The organism is Shimia sp. CNT1-13L.2 (genome assembly GCF_024331145.1).
Taxonomy (GTDB): Bacteria; Pseudomonadota; Alphaproteobacteria; order Rhodobacterales; family Rhodobacteraceae; genus Shimia.
In genome coordinates this window covers 326,690-342,873 of sequence record NZ_JANDJO010000001.1, presented here as the reverse complement: position 1 = coordinate 342,873, position 16,184 = coordinate 326,690, and the positions used below count along the sequence as shown (strand labels likewise).

The 16,184-nt window shown below is 62.1% G+C and carries 18 protein-coding genes; 3 read left to right on the top strand and 15 right to left on the bottom strand.

The window, feature by feature from the left end; translation table 11 throughout:
- Positions 1-52: 52 nt before the first annotated feature.
- Both accD and NNA36_RS01720 read left to right on the top strand, forming a co-directional pair.
- Positions 53-997, top strand: coding sequence for an acetyl-CoA carboxylase, carboxyltransferase subunit beta (accD, locus tag NNA36_RS01725; protein WP_255103648.1), 945 nt, complete (start codon positions 53-55; stop codon positions 995-997).
- Positions 998-1,095: 98 nt separating this feature from the next.
- Positions 1,096-2,367 (top strand): folylpolyglutamate synthase/dihydrofolate synthase family protein, encoded by a 1,272-nt coding sequence (locus NNA36_RS01720; RefSeq protein ID WP_255103647.1) that lies wholly within the window; start codon positions 1,096-1,098, stop codon positions 2,365-2,367.
- A gap of 208 nt (positions 2,368-2,575) precedes the next feature.
- Here NNA36_RS01720 and zapE read toward each other — a convergent pair whose 3' ends face one another.
- Positions 2,576-3,643: a cell division protein ZapE gene (gene zapE / locus NNA36_RS01715; protein ID WP_255103646.1), complete on the bottom strand. Its 1,068-nt coding sequence runs from the start codon at positions 3,641-3,643 to the stop codon at positions 2,576-2,578.
- 161 nt (positions 3,644-3,804) lie between these two features.
- Between zapE and NNA36_RS01710 the strand changes: the two genes are divergently transcribed.
- On the top strand, positions 3,805-5,046 hold the full coding sequence (locus NNA36_RS01710) for an MFS transporter (protein ID WP_255103645.1): 1,242 nt from the start codon (positions 3,805-3,807) through the stop codon (positions 5,044-5,046).
- A gap of 172 nt (positions 5,047-5,218) precedes the next feature.
- Here NNA36_RS01710 and NNA36_RS01705 read toward each other — a convergent pair whose 3' ends face one another.
- The 14 genes from NNA36_RS01705 to NNA36_RS01640 all read right to left on the bottom strand — a co-directional run bounded on the left by NNA36_RS01705 (position 5,219) and on the right by NNA36_RS01640 (position 16,165).
- The gene (locus tag NNA36_RS01705; protein WP_255103644.1) at positions 5,219-6,130 is read right to left on the bottom strand and encodes an ornithine cyclodeaminase family protein; all 912 of its coding nucleotides are present in this window, start codon (positions 6,128-6,130) and stop codon (positions 5,219-5,221) included.
- Positions 6,127-6,747 carry an HAD family phosphatase gene (locus NNA36_RS01700; RefSeq protein WP_255103643.1) on the bottom strand — a complete coding sequence of 207 codons (621 nt, stop codon included), beginning with the start codon at positions 6,745-6,747 and terminating at the stop codon, positions 6,127-6,129. Before NNA36_RS01700 ends, NNA36_RS01705 begins: the two co-directional genes overlap by 4 nt.
- A 305-nt stretch (positions 6,748-7,052) precedes the next feature.
- On the bottom strand, positions 7,053-7,937 hold the full coding sequence (locus NNA36_RS01695) for a LysR family transcriptional regulator (protein WP_255103642.1): 885 nt from the start codon (positions 7,935-7,937) through the stop codon (positions 7,053-7,055).
- Between the two features lie 167 nt (positions 7,938-8,104).
- Positions 8,105-8,563, bottom strand: a complete 459-nt coding sequence (locus tag NNA36_RS01690) for a YaiI/YqxD family protein (protein WP_255103640.1) — start codon at positions 8,561-8,563, stop codon at positions 8,105-8,107.
- A gap of 16 nt (positions 8,564-8,579) precedes the next feature.
- Positions 8,580-10,052, bottom strand: a complete 1,473-nt coding sequence (gene sthA, locus NNA36_RS01685; RefSeq protein WP_255103638.1) for a Si-specific NAD(P)(+) transhydrogenase — start codon at positions 10,050-10,052, stop codon at positions 8,580-8,582.
- 3 nt (positions 10,053-10,055) lie between these two features.
- A complete protein-coding gene (gene fghA, locus NNA36_RS01680; protein WP_255103636.1) occupies positions 10,056-10,889 on the bottom strand; it encodes an S-formylglutathione hydrolase in 834 nt (277 codons plus the stop codon).
- A gap of 116 nt (positions 10,890-11,005) precedes the next feature.
- Positions 11,006-11,563 carry a DUF805 domain-containing protein gene (locus NNA36_RS01675; protein ID WP_255103634.1) on the bottom strand — a complete coding sequence of 186 codons (558 nt, stop codon included), beginning with the start codon at positions 11,561-11,563 and terminating at the stop codon, positions 11,006-11,008.
- Between the two features lie 102 nt (positions 11,564-11,665).
- The gene (locus NNA36_RS01670) at positions 11,666-12,043 is read right to left on the bottom strand and encodes a DUF805 domain-containing protein (RefSeq protein WP_255103632.1); all 378 of its coding nucleotides are present in this window, start codon (positions 12,041-12,043) and stop codon (positions 11,666-11,668) included.
- Between the two features lie 30 nt (positions 12,044-12,073).
- The gene (gene plsY, locus NNA36_RS01665) at positions 12,074-12,679 is read right to left on the bottom strand and encodes a glycerol-3-phosphate 1-O-acyltransferase PlsY (RefSeq protein WP_255103630.1); all 606 of its coding nucleotides are present in this window, start codon (positions 12,677-12,679) and stop codon (positions 12,074-12,076) included.
- Complete coding sequence (gene pyrC / locus NNA36_RS01660; protein ID WP_255103628.1) at positions 12,679-13,956, bottom strand: dihydroorotase; 1,278 nt, start codon at positions 13,954-13,956, stop codon at positions 12,679-12,681. Before pyrC ends, plsY begins: the two co-directional genes overlap by 1 nt.
- Entirely contained in the window at positions 13,953-14,429 is a 477-nt protein-coding gene (locus tag NNA36_RS01655; RefSeq protein ID WP_255103626.1) for a hypothetical protein, read from the bottom strand. The genes pyrC and NNA36_RS01655 overlap by 4 nt, the downstream gene beginning before the upstream one ends.
- Positions 14,426-14,956: an aspartate carbamoyltransferase catalytic subunit gene (locus NNA36_RS01650; RefSeq protein ID WP_255103624.1), complete on the bottom strand. Its 531-nt coding sequence runs from the start codon at positions 14,954-14,956 to the stop codon at positions 14,426-14,428. Before NNA36_RS01650 ends, NNA36_RS01655 begins: the two co-directional genes overlap by 4 nt.
- Entirely contained in the window at positions 14,953-15,390 is a 438-nt protein-coding gene (locus NNA36_RS01645; protein ID WP_353339991.1) for a hypothetical protein, read from the bottom strand. The genes NNA36_RS01650 and NNA36_RS01645 overlap by 4 nt, the downstream gene beginning before the upstream one ends.
- Positions 15,356-16,165 carry a stage II sporulation protein M gene (locus NNA36_RS01640; RefSeq protein ID WP_255103623.1) on the bottom strand — a complete coding sequence of 270 codons (810 nt, stop codon included), beginning with the start codon at positions 16,163-16,165 and terminating at the stop codon, positions 15,356-15,358. The genes NNA36_RS01645 and NNA36_RS01640 overlap by 35 nt, the downstream gene beginning before the upstream one ends.
- Between the last annotated feature and the right edge of the window lie 19 nt (positions 16,166-16,184).

The following is a 16,184-nucleotide window of genomic DNA, read 5'->3' as shown; positions in this document are numbered from 1 at the left end:
ATCTGACTGTGACTGAAATAAGCCGCCTTGGACCGCAAGAAGGACCCTGTGTATGAACTGGATCACCAACTATGTCCGCCCCCGGATCAATTCGATCTTTTCCCGTCGTGAGACGCCGGACAATCTGTGGTCGAAATGTGATGAGTGCGGCACGATGCTGTTCCACCGCGAACTTTCGGGAAACCAGAACGTCTGTACCCAGTGCGGCCACCACATGGCGATCACGCCGCGTGCGCGTTTCGAGGCGCTGTTTGACGGTGGTATCTTTGTCGAGGTCGACGTGCCCGCGCCGATCACCGATCCGTTGCAGTTCAAGGATCAGAAGAAATATCCCGAACGCATGAAGGGCGCCCAGAAGAAGACCGGCGAGGCGGAAGCGATGCTGGTTGCGGAAGGCGAGATCGGGCGTACGCCGATCGTTGCGGCCTGTCAGGACTTTACCTTTATGGGTGGTTCGATGGGCATGTATGTCGGCAACGCGATCATCGCGGCCGCCGAACGTGCCGTGGAACTGAAACGCCCGTTGATCCTGTTCTCGGCTGCCGGTGGTGCGCGGATGCAGGAAGGTATCCTGTCGCTGATGCAGATGCCGCGCACGACCGTGGCGGTGCAGATGCTGAAAGAGGCGGGGCTGCCTTATATCGTCGTGCTGACCCACCCGACCACCGGTGGTGTGACAGCGTCTTATGCGATGCTGGGCGATGTTCAGATCGCCGAGCCGAATGCCCTGATCTGTTTTGCTGGTCCGCGCGTGATTGAACAGACGATCCGCGAGAAGCTGCCCGAAGGGTTCCAGCGCGCCGAGTACCTGCTGGACCACGGCATGCTGGACCGCGTGATTGCCCGAACCGAGATGCGCGACGAGTTGATCACCATCGTGCGGATGCTGATGGACATGCCGCCCGCGGTGAAAGGCGATCTCCCGGCCCCGGCTGAGGAGGCCATCGCGGTTGCGCCGGTTGAGGCGTCCGAAGAGGCCTCTGAAGAGGCGAAATAACAATCCGTCGTTTTTGATGGATCAGACGGGGCTTCTGGCGATGTGCAGGAGCCCCGTTTCTGATGTAAGCGTATCGAACTTTTGCCAGGCGATAGACCATGACCCAGACTTCTGACGCGATTCTTCAGCGCATGATGGCGCTGCATCCCAAGATCATCGACCTGACCCTTGATCGGGTTTGGCGTCTGCTTGAGGCACTGGACAATCCGCAGGCCAAGTTGCCGCCGGTGATCCATATCGCGGGCACCAATGGCAAGGGATCGACCCAGGCCATGATCCGCGCGGGTCTTGAGGGCATGGGCAAGGCGGTTCACGCCTATACCTCGCCGCATCTGGCGCGGTTTCACGAACGTATCCGGCTGGCGGGTGAGCTGATCAGCGAGGCGCATCTGACCGAAATTCTTGATGAATGCTACGAGAAGAACGGCGGCATCGACATCACCTATTTCGAGATCACCACCTGTGCCGGGCTGCTGGCCTTTGCCCGGACGCCGGCGGATTACACGCTGCTGGAAGTGGGGCTTGGCGGGCGTATGGATGCAACCAACGTGATCGACACGCCTGCGCTGACGATCATCACGCCTGTGTCGATCGACCACGAGCAGTTTCTTGGTGACACGCTGGCCAAGATCGCCGCCGAAAAGGCCGGGATCATCAAGCGGGGCGTGCCTTGCGTGGTTGGTCCGCAGGAGGACGAGGCAATGGAGGTCATCGAGGCCACCGCCGCACGTCTGGGTGCACCGGTGATTGCCTATGGTCAGCACTGGCACGTCTGGCAGGAGCGCAGGCGGCTGATCTATCAGGACGAGACCGGGCTTCTTGACCTGCCGATGCCTGCGTTGCTGGGCGATCACCAGGTTATGAACGCGGGCGCGGCAATCGCGGCTCTGCGCCACCTTGGTGCAGACGAGGCCGCCTGCGAGGCGGCGATGGTCGATGCAAGCTGGCCCGCGCGGATGCAGCGCCTGCGCCATGGTCCGCTGGTCGAGAGTGCGCCCGAGGTCGAGCTGTGGCTTGATGGCGGGCACAACGCGGCGGCGGGTGTGGCGCTGGGCAAGGTGCTGGCGGACCTGCCGGAGCGTCCGACGCATATGATCTGCGGGATGCTGAACACCAAGGATGTGTCGGGCTATCTGCGGCCTCTTGCGGCGCAAGCGGACAGCCTGATTGCCGTGTCGATCCCGGGCGAGGCCAATACCCTGCCGGCAGAAGAGACCGCGGCGGCGGCGGCCGGTGTCGGGATGACGGCGCGGACGGCCGAAAGTGTCGAGGCGGCACTGGCCGAGATCGTGGCCGAAACGCCTTCGGCGCGGGTGCTGATCTGTGGTTCGCTGTATCTGGCGGGGAATGTTCTGCAAGAAAATGGCTAACCGATTCGCGATTTTGCGAATCACCCCGTTGACTGATTCGAATCACTGCGGCATAGTCGGAAAATATTCGGCGGCCCCGCGGAACAGAAGCAAATAAACGGGTCGTCCTTGCAGGCTTACGGGACAGGCAGGCGAAAAGGGGGGAGCGCAGGGCGCTCCCCTAATAATTTCTACAAAAGTCTGAATTCATTGGGAAAACCTGAGCGCGTCAGTCGCGTTCCTGCCCCCAGGATTCATCCTGCATCTCGCGCAGGCGCGATGCGGTGCGTTCGAATTCGAAGGTGCCTTCGCCTTCGACATAGAGCATCTCGGGCTCTGCCGCCGCCGAGCAGATCAGGCGCACCTTGGCCTCGTAAAGCGCGTCGATGAGGGTCACGAATCGCTTGGCCTCGTTGAAGTTGTGGCGTGAAAGGCGGGGGATGTCTTCGAGGATCAGCACCTTCACCGCATCGGCGATGGCGAGGTAATCGCCCGGCCCCAGCATCTTGCCGCAGAGGTCAAAGAAAGAGGCGCGCGCGACGCCATTGCGAAAGGCAGGCAGGGTGACTTCGCGTCCCTTCACGGTCAGGACCAGCGGCTCGGACGGGCCGCCGCTCAGGTCTTTCCAGATCGCGCGCATGGTGTCGCGCGCCTCGGTATTGGCCTGCACGAAATAGACCTGGCTGCCCTTCAGGCGGTTCTGGCGATAGTCGCGGGGGCTAACCAGTTCCCAGACATTCAGCTGTTCCTTGATCAACTCGATGAAGGGCAGGAAGAGCTGGCGGTTGAGGCCGTCCTTGTAGAGGTCGTCTGGCAGGCGGTTGGAGGTGGTGACCACCACGACACCGGCGGCAAAGAGCTGTTCGAAGAGGCGGCCCACGATCATCGCGTCGGTGATGTCGGTGATCTGCATCTCGTCGAAGGCAAGAACCCGAACGCTTTCGGCCACGTCCTTGGCGACCGGTTCGATGGCATCCTCGACACCGCGCTGGCGGGCGGCGTGCATGCCGGTGTGGATTTCCTGCATGAAGGCGTGGAAATGGACCCGGCGCACCGGCACGTCGAGCGCGTCGACAAAGAGATCCATCAGCATGGATTTGCCGCGTCCGACACCGCCCCAGAGGTAGAGGCCCTGCACCGGTTCGGGGGTGGCCTTGCGGAACCACGTTTTCTTGACGGGGCGCGAGACGGCTTCGCGGATGCGTTCGAATTCGGGCAGGACGGCTTCCTGCGCGTCGTCTGCGTGAATGTCGCCGCTTGCGATCCTGTCGGCGTAGATCTCGAGTACTGTTCGCATGAAACCCGAATATCGCGCCTTGGCCTGCGTGAAAAGACAGAAGCGCCGCGTTGGGACGTCGCGGCATGTTTCATTCAAAGGATTTAACTGACAGATAAAAAATGCTGATTTGACGGGGGATGCACAGATGGTCAATGTGGCCGCGCCAACAGGAGAGCCCCATGGACCAGAGCCGTACCCCCCTGATGACGCCCGTTCTGATCGTCGGGTGCATCATTATCCTCGTAAGTTTCGCCATCCGGGCGAGCTTTGGGGTGTTCCAGATTCCGATTGCGGACGAGTTCGGCTGGGCGCGGGCAGAGTTCTCGCTGGCGATTGCGATCCAGAACCTTGCCTGGGGTATCGGGCAGCCGATTTTTGGCGCGATTGCCGAAAAGATCGGCGACCGCAAGGCCATCATCATGGGGGCCGTGACCTATGCCATCGGCCTTGTCCTGTCGTCCTATGCCGTGACACCGGGGGCGCACCAAGTCTATGAAATTCTTGTAGGTTTCGGGATTGCAGGCACGGGGTTCGGCGTCATTCTTGCCGTGGTCGGGCGGGCAAGTTCGGATGAGAACCGCTCCATGTCGCTGGCGATTGCCACGGCGGCGGGGTCTGCCGGGCAGGTGTTCGGGGCGCCGCTGGCGGAATGGATGCTGGGCTTCATGACCTGGCAGAGCACGTTCCTTGTCTTTGCGGCGGCGATCCTTGCGGTGCTGTTGATGCTGCCGATGATGCGCGCGCCTGTGGCCGCCAGCAAGGCCGAGCTGGAAGAGAGCATGGGGGAGATTCTCCTCAAGGCATTCAAGGACCCGTCTTACACCTTCATCTTCCTTGGGTTCTTTTCCTGCGGCTATCAGCTGGCCTTTGTGACGGCCCATTTCCCGGCCATGATCACCGAGATGTGTGCGGCGATCGATCCTTCGGGCACCCTGGCGGCGGTGGGGATTTCGACCACGTCGGCCCTTGGTGCCATTGCGATTTCGCTGATTGGTCTTGCCAATATCGCGGGCACGCTTTTGGCAGGATACCTGGGCAAGCGCTATTCGAAAAAGTACCTGCTCGCCACGGTTTATCTCTTGCGGACCATCGCCGCGGGTACGTTCATCCTCCTGCCGATCACCCCGACCAGCGTGATCATCTTCTCGATTGTCATGGGGTCGCTGTGGCTCGCCACCGTGCCGCTGACATCGGGGCTGGTGGCGCATATCTACGGGCTGCGCTACATGGGCACGCTCTATGGCATCGTGTTCTTCAGCCACCAGTTGGGCAGCTTCCTTGGCGTCTGGCTGGGGGGGCGGATGTATGACGCCTTTGGCGATTACACGATGGTGTGGTGGATCGGTGTTGGTGTTGGGGCGTTCTCGGCCATCGTTCACCTGCCGATCAAGGAGCGGCCCCTTGTGGGGGCCGCGGCCTGAGGTTAACGGCGAAAACCCGGGTAAAATCCACGTCGGTGCCGCGTCGGTATAACGTCGGTATTGCGGCGGTGCGTTTTGTGAAACGGTGCGGGTTCCACGACAGGTCGGTCGGGAAGGAAATTCTTGGCCAAGAATTTCCCCGGGGCAAAACCTTCGAGAAGGTTTTGCGGTCTTATCGCGTGGACCACTTGTTAAGGATATAGCGGCTTGTCATCAGATCGAGGTGCGCGCCACCGCCGTTTTTGAAGAGGGTGATTTCCTCGTCCGATTGCCGGCTGAAGGCGGCGAGGTTGTAGTAGTCGGCCAGAACATCTTCGCGGCGGATCGTGCCGTTGGCGAGGGGGAATTTCAACTCGCCGATATGTTCGATGGTGGTGTCGAGGCTGTCCACGAAGATGCGGGACCGGGCCATGCCGGTGTCGTCGATCTCGCGCATGTCGGGGCGGTAGGCACCGATCAGGTCGACGTGCTGGCCCGGTTGCAGCCAGTCACCCCGCAGGGTGGGGTCTGTTGACATGGTGGCAGAGGTGATGATGTCGGCCTCGCCCACGGCGGTTTCGAGATCGGTGGCCACCTTGAGACCGTCGATGTCCTCGGCCATCTTTTCGGCGTTGGCCTGCGTGCGATTCCAAACGGTGAAGTTTGCCGAGGGGAAGGCGGCGGAATAGGCTGCGTGCAGGTTGCGGCCCACGGTGCCGGCCCCCACGATCAGGATGTTCCTGCTGTCGGGACGGGCGAGGCGGCGGGCGGCGAGCAGGCTGTCGCCGGCGGTTTTCCACTTGGTCACGAGATGAAAATCGATCAGCGCCTCGAGGATGCCGTGGGCGTCGTCATAGAGGGTGACAGCCCCGTGGATCATCGGTACGCCCTGCGCCGGGTTGCCGGGAAAGACGGTGGCCGATTTCACGCCGATGCCCATGCCGTCGATCCAGGCCTGACGCTGGAGGAGCGTGTCCTTGCCGCGATAGAGGAAGCTGTCGGAGATTTCCGCCTTGGGGAGGTCGTGGCCGGCGGCGAAGGCATCTGTCAGCTCGATCCAGTCCAGCAGGGGATCGCCGTTGTCGAAATCAATAATGGTGGTCATGCGGCGTCTTCCTTGCTGAGCAGGCCTTCTGCGACCAGTCGGTCGGCCCAGCCCTGCGGATCGGTGAAAAGGTGGGTTTGCCAGCCGCGTGCGGCGGCGGCCTTGATATTGTCGGCGCGGTCGTCTGCAAACAAGAGCCGATCAGGCGCGATGCCGCAATCCTGTTCCACGTGTTCGTAGATCCTTGGATCGGGTTTCATAAGTTGCAGGCGGCCGGAGACGTATTCGCGGGCAAAGGTCTTGAGGAAGGGGAAGGCCTGTTGCGAGGTCGGGAAGTTGTCCCAGCCGAAGTTGGTGAGGGCAAAGACGGGAACGTTGTTGCGGTTCAGGGCGTCGAGCAGGCGCACGGAATGCGGAATGGCCGGGGCGGCGAGGTCGTTCCAGTTGTCGTGCCACATGCGGATCTCTGCCTCCCAGTCGGGGTGTAGGGCGACCACGTTTTCGACCATCTCGAGCAGGGGTACGCCGGCGTCGACCTGTTCGTGGTGTTTGTGCATGTCGGTTGCGGCGAAAAACGCCTTGCGCCGGTCCGCGCCGATGGTGCGGTCATAGAAGTTTTCCGGCTGCCATTCGATCAGCACGTTGCCGATGTCGAAGATCACTGCGTCGATGGGCATGGGTCTGCTTTCGTGGTGTGTTTCGGGGCGACCCTAGCGGCGCGGCGGGGCTTTTCCTACCCTGTTTTGTATCCAATTTTCGTTGGAGATTCCGGTTTGGAAAAAAGAAACCCGGTTGAGCGTTTTTCAACTCAACCGGGATATTCAGCGGGGAGCTGAAGAAGGTCACGATGACACTGGTAAGGTGTCAACAAGGTGGGTCGTGAGTGGTTGCAGTAACTGCTTGGGATGCACCTTGTCCGGCGTTTAAAGCACGTTGCGAATCCGGCATCTATATTGAGAAATGCAACGTGGGGATTGCGAAATTAGACGTTGATCCCGGTCTCGACGGGGAAGCTGCATTTGCCGCACATGCAGGCGGTTGGACCGGCGAAGCAGTTTTCGATCCAGGACTTAACTGCTTGGAGTCGCGTGTCATTTCGGCGGGTCTCGTGGTAGATCAGGTGAATGGGTTTGACCGAGATAAGCCGCTGGTCATCGATCAGGTCGAGTTTTCCGTGGCCGTTGACCGCGCAGGACAGCTGGGGGCCGGCCATCTTGGAATTCAGGAGTGTCTGTTCGATTTCCGACAGTGATCCGAGGCGGGCGACGGGATCGCATTCGAAGTAGGCAAGCCCCTGTTTCATCATGGGCAGATCATCGAATTCGCGGGCCAGTCCGACCCAGTCCTTGCCGGGGGTGTTTCCCTTGCGCGTGTAATAGGCGCTGACGCGGGAGCCCACGCGCTTGGACATCAGACGGCCTTCTTTGGGCAGGTCGAGGCGGATGGCGAGGTCGATCTCGCCACGGGCGAGGCTGCGGTTGGGGCGGTACTCGATATCGAGGTTGAGATTGGGAAAGCGTTCGTGAAAGGCCGCGAGGTTGGGGGCGAGCGTCAGGATGCTGATGCCCTGGTAGCAGCTTATCGAAATGGTGCCGCTCAGTTCGCTTGCGGGTTTGGCAAGGAGGTTGTCGAACTGGTCGAGATCGGCCTCGATGCGCATGGCGAGTTCGACCAGCGCCTGGGTCTCGCGGGTAGGGCGCCAGCCGTCCGTGTCCATTGTAAAAAGCTGCTTGCCGACTTCGTTGGTCAGTTTGTCGAGACGTCGTGAAACGGTGGCGGCATTGGTGCCAAGCATCTCGGCAGCGGCTTTCATTGTTTTTGCGCGGGACAGCGCCAAAACGAATTTCAAGTCACTCCAGTCTTTCATGGGGCACTCTCGCTTCCTGTTTTGCGACCGGGGAAATGGGTCCGGTTCGTGCGGTTTGCGGTCTTGAGGCCTTGAAACAATTGTAGGCTTCGGAGGGGGCAAAACAAGAATTGGAGTGTAAAGGCAGGGTTTCGCGCAGCGATGGGATTGGAAAATAGGCGAAGTTTTCAGGGTTTGCCAGCGCGGGCGGCGGCCCGCAATTCGCGTTCGAGGGCGTCGAGGAAGCGGGAGCGATCGGCCTTGGTGAAGCCCTTGCCGCCGCCCTGTCGGAAGGGATCGGCGGCGCGCAGGTCGGCCATGAGATCGCGGGTGGCCAGCACATTGCCGATATTGGCCTGTGTCAGGGCCTCGCCGTTGTGCTTGAGGACACGAGCGCCGGCTTCGACGCATTTCGCGGCGAGGGGGATATCGCCGGTGATGACCACGTCGCCGGTGGTGGCGCGGTCGGCGATCCACATATCGGCCACGTCCGGGCCTTCGGGGACGATGACGTTTTCCACCAGCGGGTTCTGCGAGGGGCGCAGGCCGCCGTTGGAAACGATGTAGATCGGCACCTTGTGGCGGGTGCCGACCCGTTCGGCTTCGGCCTTTACGGGACAGGCGTCAGCGTCGACGAAGATGCGCATGGCGTGCCCCCTACCGTTACTTTTTCTTCTTGGCCGCCGGGGCGTCATTGGCGGCTTCGGCAGGGTGGTCGCCCTTGCCGCGCTTGACCTTGAACTCGTCCGGGATCGGCATGCGGTTGAAGGCATCCAGACCGGCGATGCGGTAGGCTTCGGCCAGTGTCGGGTAGTTGAAGGTGTTTTCGACGAAGTAGTCGACCGTGCCCTTGAGGTTCATCACCGCCTGGCCGATGTGGATCAGTTCGGTGGCGCCTTCGCCGACGATCTGAACGCCGAGAACGCGGCGGGTCTTGAGGCTGAGCAGCATTTTCAGCATGCCGTGTTCAAGGCCCATGATGTGACCGCGCGAAGTTTCGCGGAAGCGGGCGATGCCGACTTCGTAGGGGATGCCGCGCTCCTGGAGTTCCTCTTCGGACATGCCGCAGGTGGACATTTCCGGCACCGAGTAGATGCCGTAGGGATACCAGGGGCTTTCCGGCAGGGTGGGGGTGTCGAGAGCGTGACAACCCGCGACGCGGCCCTGTTGCAGCGAGGTTGACGCCAGCGAGGGGTGGCCGATCACGTCGCCGGCGGCGTAGATGTGGGGCACCTTGGTCTGGTAGGTCTTGCGGTCCACCTCGAGACGGCCACGGTGATCGGTTTCAAGGCCGACGGCTTCGAGGTTCAGCTTGCTTGTGGCGCCCATGCGGCCAGCGGCGAACAAAAGCATCTCGGCGCGGACATGGCGGCCGTTGGCGAGGCTGACTTCAACGTGGTTGTCAGCGTCCTCGATCTTCTCGATGGCAGAGCCGAGACGCAGATCGACGCCGTTGTCGCGGATCTGGTGGGTGAACTCGTGGATCAGCGTACGATCGATGAAATCGAGGAAGCTGTCGCGGGGTTCGATCAGGGTGACGCGTACATCCAGCGTCGAGAACATGGTGGCGTATTCGACCCCGATCACACCTGCGCCGACCACGATCAGCGAACGGGGGATGCGGGCGAGTTCGAGGAATTCGTCACTGTCGACCACGGTCTTGCCGTTGAAGGGCACGTATTCCGGGCGATAGGTGACGGTGCCTGTCGAAATCAGGAACTTGTCGGCGGTCAGGCGGATGGTCTCGCCTGCCTCGGTGGCGACTTCGACCTCGTTTGCGCCCACGAATTTGGCCAGCCCCATGAGGGTGTCAACGTGGTTGCGGTTGAACTGGTGTTCGAGAATGTCGACCTCGTCCTCGAGGGTCATGTGCAGACGGGTCTTGAGGTCTTCGGCGTGAATGTCGTCTTTCACGCGGTAGGACCGGCCGTAGAAGCTGCGCTCGCGCCAGCCCGAGAGGTTGAGAACGGTCTCGCGCAGGGTTTTGGAGGGGATGGTGCCGGTGTGGACCGACACGCCCCCGAGTTGGTCGCGGCGGTCGATGACCAGCACGCGGCGTTTGAGTTTGCCAGCCTGGATGGCTGCGGCTTTGCCCGCAGGGCCAGAGCCGATGATGATAAGGTCGTAGTGACTCACCGATTATTCTCCGTATAGGGCCTCGGCGTGGAAGGCGACGTGGTCTTCCATGAAGGTGGAAACAAAGAAGTAGCTATGGTCATAGCCCTTCTGCATGCGGTGGGTGATTTCCTGGCGGCGCGCGGCGGCGGCCGATGCCAGCGTCTCGGGGCGAAGCAGGTCGAGGAACTGGTCCTCTGCGCCCTGGTCGATCAGGACGGGACCGTCAAAGCCCTTTTCGCGCATCAGGAGCGAGGCGTCGTGGGCGGCCCATTTGCTTTCGTCATCGCCGAGGTAGGCAGAGAGTTGTTTGCGGCCCCAGTCGCCCCCGGTGGGGTTCGAGATCGGGGCGAAGGCCGAGACCGAGCGGAAGCGGCCGGGCAGCGACATGGCCAGCGTCAGGGCGCCGTGACCGCCCATCGAGTGGCCGGTGATGGCCTGGCGGTTCATGTCGAGGGGGAATTCTTCCTGAACGAGGGAGGGCAGGTCTTCGGCGATGTAGTCCCACATCTGGAAGTGCTTGGCCCAGGGGTCTTGAGTCGCGTTCACGTAGAAGCCCGCGCCCTTGCCGAGATCGTAGGCGTCATCGTCGGCGACGTCATCGCCGCGGGGGCTGGTGTCGGGGAAGATCAGCGCGATGCCTTGTTCGGCGGCCCAGGCCTGGGCGCCGGCCTTGGTCATGGCGTTTTCGTGGGTGCAGGTCAGGCCCGAGAGATACCAGAGAACCGGCACCGGGGTGTAGGCCGCTTCTTCGGGTAGGAACAGGCCGAAGGTCATGTCACAGTGGCAGGTTTGCGAGTGATGTTTGTAGACGCCCTGAACGCCGCCAAATGCCTTGTTTTCCGATACGATTTCCATCCTGAGTCTCCTGCCGTTCTGTATTTGTTACAAGGGCTATCGCAAGGGCAAGGCGGGGGGCAAGGGGAACAGCGACGGAACAGTGCGGAATTGCGCCGTTCCGTCGGTATGGTGGGTCAATCCTTGGGGCCTTGCAGCACGCGGTTGCGGTAATATTCGCTAATTTCGGCCTTGCGGGCGGCGATCGTGGCCGCGTCGGGCTCGTCGTGCAGGCGGTCGAGAACGGCGTAGGCCTGCATCGGGTTGGCCTTGCCTTCGCTCTTGCCCTGCCATTTGCTGTGGTCGTGCCAGGTGGGGCCGTAGATGTTGTCGTCGCGTTCGGAGGGCAGCAGCATCAGGATGAGGAACCAGATACCGCCGACAAAGGGGGCAAAGAGGATCAGGTACCAGAATCCCGAGCGCCCGGAATCGTGCAGGCGGCGGATGGTGACGGTGAAGTTTGGGATGATGGTCGCGAGGATGAAGAGCAGCGAGGTGTAGTGCAGCGGGTTCAGTGACGGGGGCAGACCCAGGTCATGGGCGTTGGAAAAGGCGCGGGCATCGCTGAACACCAGAATGGCGAGGATGGTGAATTGGATCAGGCCCCACCACCAGTATTCGGCGCGGGTCGCGCGGCCACTGACTTGAAAATATTTGAAGACGACGGATTCAACGGCGGCAAGGGGGCCCATCATGGGAAATCTCCGGAACTGAAAATACAGCTCCAGAGATCGCTTTGAATCTGGGCGAATTTAGGGCGCGCGTAGAGGTATTCCGCGGCGTCTTTTCCGGATGGTTTACAGTCTTGCGCCGTGGCGCGGATCGTCGCCAAATCGGTTGCTACCGAGGGTGCCTTCCCTAACCGCCCAGACCAGCCAGACGATGAGGCCGACCAGCGGGACGAGGATGATCAGGAACCACCAGCCCGAACGGTCAATGTCATGCAGGCGACGCACCTGAACGGCGAGGGATGGCAGGAAGGTTCCGAGGGCAAACAGCGTCGAGAAAATGCCGCTGCCGGCGAAGTCGGGGAACAGGCCGCGGTCGACCCATGTCAGCAGGCCGTTGACGACAAAGCAGAACAGCCAGAACCACCAGAATTCCGAGCGTGATGCGCGGCCTGAAAAGGTGACGTACTTGACGAGGCAGGTTTCGATGGATTGGTTGAATGTCATTGGGGGAAACTCTTTAAGGGTTTGAAACTGTTACTTTTTGCCAATCTTCGGTTCGGTGCCCGCCCGCAGGCGCTGGATGTTTTCGCGGTGACGCCAGAAGACGAGAAGCGTGACGAGGATGCCGAGGAAATAGGCGTGGCCGTAGCCGAGGATCAGCATCCACGCCGAAGAGGTCGCGGCGGCGACGAGGGCCGAGAGCGACGAGATGCGCGAGATGGCGGCGGTGGCCAACCATGTCAGGCAGCAGGCGATGCCGACGGGCCATGCCAGTGCCAGCAACAGGCCGAGGAAGGTGGCGACGCCCTTGCCGCCCTTGAACCGGAGCCAGATCGGGTAGCAGTGGCCGACAAAGGCCATGAGACCGGCGATCTGGGCGGCATCTTCGGAGGCGAGCGCGCGGGCGATCAGTACGGCGATGGCGCCTTTACCGCCGTCGAGGATCAGGGTGGCGGCGGCGGCGGGTTTGGAACCGGTGCGCAGCACGTTGGTGGCGCCGATGTTGCCCGATCCGATTTCGCGCAGGTTGCCGAGCCCGAGGAGTTTGGTGATGACCATGCCAAAGGGGATCGACCCCAGCAGATAGCCAAGCGCCGCCCAGACAAGAAGGGCGGTGGGGCTGAGGATGATCTCGGGCATCAGTCTCTCCGGTACACAGATTTGCCAGCAACGTAGGTCGCGAGCACCTTACCCTGCATGCGCTGGCCGTCAAACGGCGTGTTCTTGGACTTTGACTGCAGTGCGAAACGGTCCATCACGAAGGGCGCGTCGGGGTCGAACAGGACGAGGTCTGCGGGCGCGCCTTCGTCAAGGCGACCACCGGGCAAGCCAAGGCGCTGGGCCGGGTTGAGGGCCATGGCGCGGAACAGTTCGGGCAGGGTGAGCTGTTCGGCGTGATAGAGGCGCAGGGCGGCGGGCAGCAGGGTTTCCAGCGCCACGGCACCGGAGGCGGCCTCTTCGAAGGGCAGGCGTTTGGATTCTTCGTCCTGCGGGGTGTGCATCGAGGAAATGATGTCGATCAGGCCGGTTTTTACCGCTTCGATCACGGCGAGGCGGTCGTCTTCCGAGCGCAGCGGCGGCTTGATCTTGAAGAAGGTGCGGTAGTCGGCCACGTCGAGTTCGTTGAGGGTCAGGTGGTGGACCGAGGTGCCGGCGGTGATGTCGAGGCCGTTGTTCTTGGCGCGTTGCAGGGCGGGCAGGGCGCGGGCGGTGGTGATCTGGTCGGCGTGATATTTCACGCCGGTCATCTCGACCAGGGCGATGTCGCGATCAAGGCCCATGCGTTCGGCCATGGGCGAGACGGCGGGCAGGCCGCGCAGCGAGGCGAATTTGCCGGAGGTGGCGGCAGCGCCTTTGGACAGGCCCGGCTCTTGCGGGTGGGCGATGACCAGCGCGCCAAGGCTGCGGGCGTAGGTCAGGGCGCGCGAGAAGACCTTGGTGTTGGTGACCACGTGGTCACAATCGGTGAAAGCCACGGCACCGGCGTCGAGCAGGAAGCCGAACTCGGTCATTTCGCGGCCTTCGCGGCCCTTGGTTAGCGCCGCCATCGGCACCACGTTGACCGGCGCGGCCTCGTTGGCGCGGCGGGTGACGAACTCGAGGGTTTCGGGGCTGTCGATGGCCGGGGTGGTGTCGGGGCGGGTGACCATGGTGGTGACACCGCCCGCCGCCGCGGCAAGGCCCGCGGTCTTGTAGCTTTCCTTGTGGCGTTCGCCGGGTTCGCAGACCTTCACGCCGATGTCGACGATGCCGGGGGCAAGGCATTTGCCGCCACAGTCGATGACCTCCGCGTCTTCGGGAACGGCGACTTCGGCGCCGAGTGCCGCGATCGTCCCGTTCTGCACCAGCAGGCTGCCGAGGGTGTCTTCGCCGGTGGCGGGATTGATCAGGCGAGCGTTGGTGAAGAGCGTGGTCATGCGAGGGATCTTTCTATGGCGGTACGGAAGGCGCGTGCGTTCTGCATATTCCCTATTGTCATGCCGTCCGCAAGCTTTTGCCCTTCGAGAATGGTGGCAGAGAAACGGGTGCGGACTGAGGAAATCCGGGAGAGGGGCATGCTATGGCCGTCGGGGGCGATGACGCGGTGGGTTGTGAGTAATGCGGGGCGTGCTTTTTTGGGGGTGGGTCGTGTGCTTTGAAACAGGCGATTGAGAAAGCCCATGGCGGATATGCCCAAGAGAAAGAGGAGCAGCGCTATCTGCAGTTTACTGTCTGGTTCGAGCGCGGCCATAAATGGCCATTTGTCCAACAATCGCCAAAGAGTCGGAGCCATAATGAAGACCACTGCCCCCAAAATGGCGACTTCCCTCACTGGTTCTGGCGACGTAGGTCCGACAAAGACCACCTTTTCACCTGCTTCCAGATCGTGACCATAGAGATCGTCGTTCATTGTACCTGCTCGTGCTGTGCTTTCTGGATGTCGCGGATCAGGCGATAGACCTCGCGACCGTCGGGGATGCGTTCAAAGCCGATGGGGGAGAGGCGTTTCTTGCCGCCGCGATAGCGCATGCCTTCGGCGAAATGGATGTTCGACAGCCCGCCTTCTTCAAAGGAAATCCGTGTGTCCCTGGTGATCGGGTAGCTGTCGAGAGTCTTGCCCTTGATCGGCACGTCGGTGGCGACGAAGGCGCGTCGGTCGGTGAGGGTGTACCAGGTATGGCGTCGGATGAAGGCGCCGCCGACAATCGGGCCAAAGGCGATGCCGATGCCGACCGAGAAGTGCAGCAGGCCGAACATCCAGAAGACGCCACCCGCCTGCGAGGCCATGATCATCCAGAACAGGGCGAAGCCTGCGAAGAAAAGGCCAAAGGCACCGCTGGCGATATTTGCGACACTGATGACGATGCCGCCGTCGGGGCGGCCTTGCCAGAGGATGCGCTCTTCCGGATCGAGGATGCCCTCCCAGCCGTCTGTCACAAGCTGCCACCGAGTTTGGCCGCGTTGATCTGGCGGATGGTTTCGTTCGGGTCGGCCTGATACTTGACCAGATGCTTGTCGCCGGTGGTGGTGACGACCTGCACGACATTGCCGAGCTTGTTCAACTCTTTCACCTCGCCAAGGCGGATGGTGCGGGTCATCGGGCCAAGCAGGCGCTGGTTGGTGAGATCCCAGCGCACCGACATTTCTTCGCTCATCAGGTAGAAGGCGCGGATCGCCACCGCGAGCAGGCCACCGACGGCCCCTGTCCAGACGTGGGGATTTTCAAGGAACCAGAGGATCGCCATGCCGGCCGCCATCGCGATCACCGCCATCCACGTGTTGGTGCGGATATAGGTGGCGCGGTCGGCGCGGAAGGAGGTCAGAACCTCTTCGCCGTCACCGAGAGGTGTTGTCGGTGTCATCTCGGGCATCGGAGGGGTCCTTTGCGTCTTCTTCGGGTGTCAGGGGCGGCTCGTCGCGATCATCGTCCAGCGGGCGTGCCTCGGGGGCGGCGGGGCCGCGTTTTTCAGACAGGGTGTCGACGGCGGCGCTGGCGGTGCGCAGGAACGACGGCACGATGTCTTCCTCGGCGGCGGGTGTCGGGGTGGCCGTGGGTTCGATACGCTCGGGCGGGGTTTCCGGGGCTGTCTGCGTGTCTGGCGTTTCGCCGGCCTGCACCTGTTTCAGCAGGTCGAGAACCTCTTCACCGTCGGCAATGGCCCAGAACTGGAAGTAACGGTCGCCCGCCTTGCGCTTGGCAAATTGCAGGCCGGGGCGGCGCTGGGCGATCAGGATGTTGGAGCGTTTGCGGCCGATGCGGGCGCGGATGTGGGTTTGCGGCCCGATCTCTTCAAAGCGGGAATAGCGCCAGAGGCCGTTGCCGCCGGAATAGCGGATGAAGGCGCGTTGGCTGGTGACAGCGTAATAGGTGCGGCGGCGTTGCAGCATGATGAGCGCGGCCATGACCGCGACGATCACGGCGGGGATCGCCAGAAGGCCGATATGAAAGGCCGCATCCAGCCCGGTTTTGGGCGTCAGGAACAGGCCGATGCTGCCAAGGAGCACGAAACCGGGGATCAGCAGGAACATGACCGGAAAGACCAGCCATTCCATGGGACGGTTGGGCAGAAGCCCCTGTCGCGGGTGTCCTTCCCAGAGGATTTCCTCGTCCTTGCGCAGACGGCGTTTCAATGCTCGGCGTGACATGGCCTTCGCCCCGGTGGGC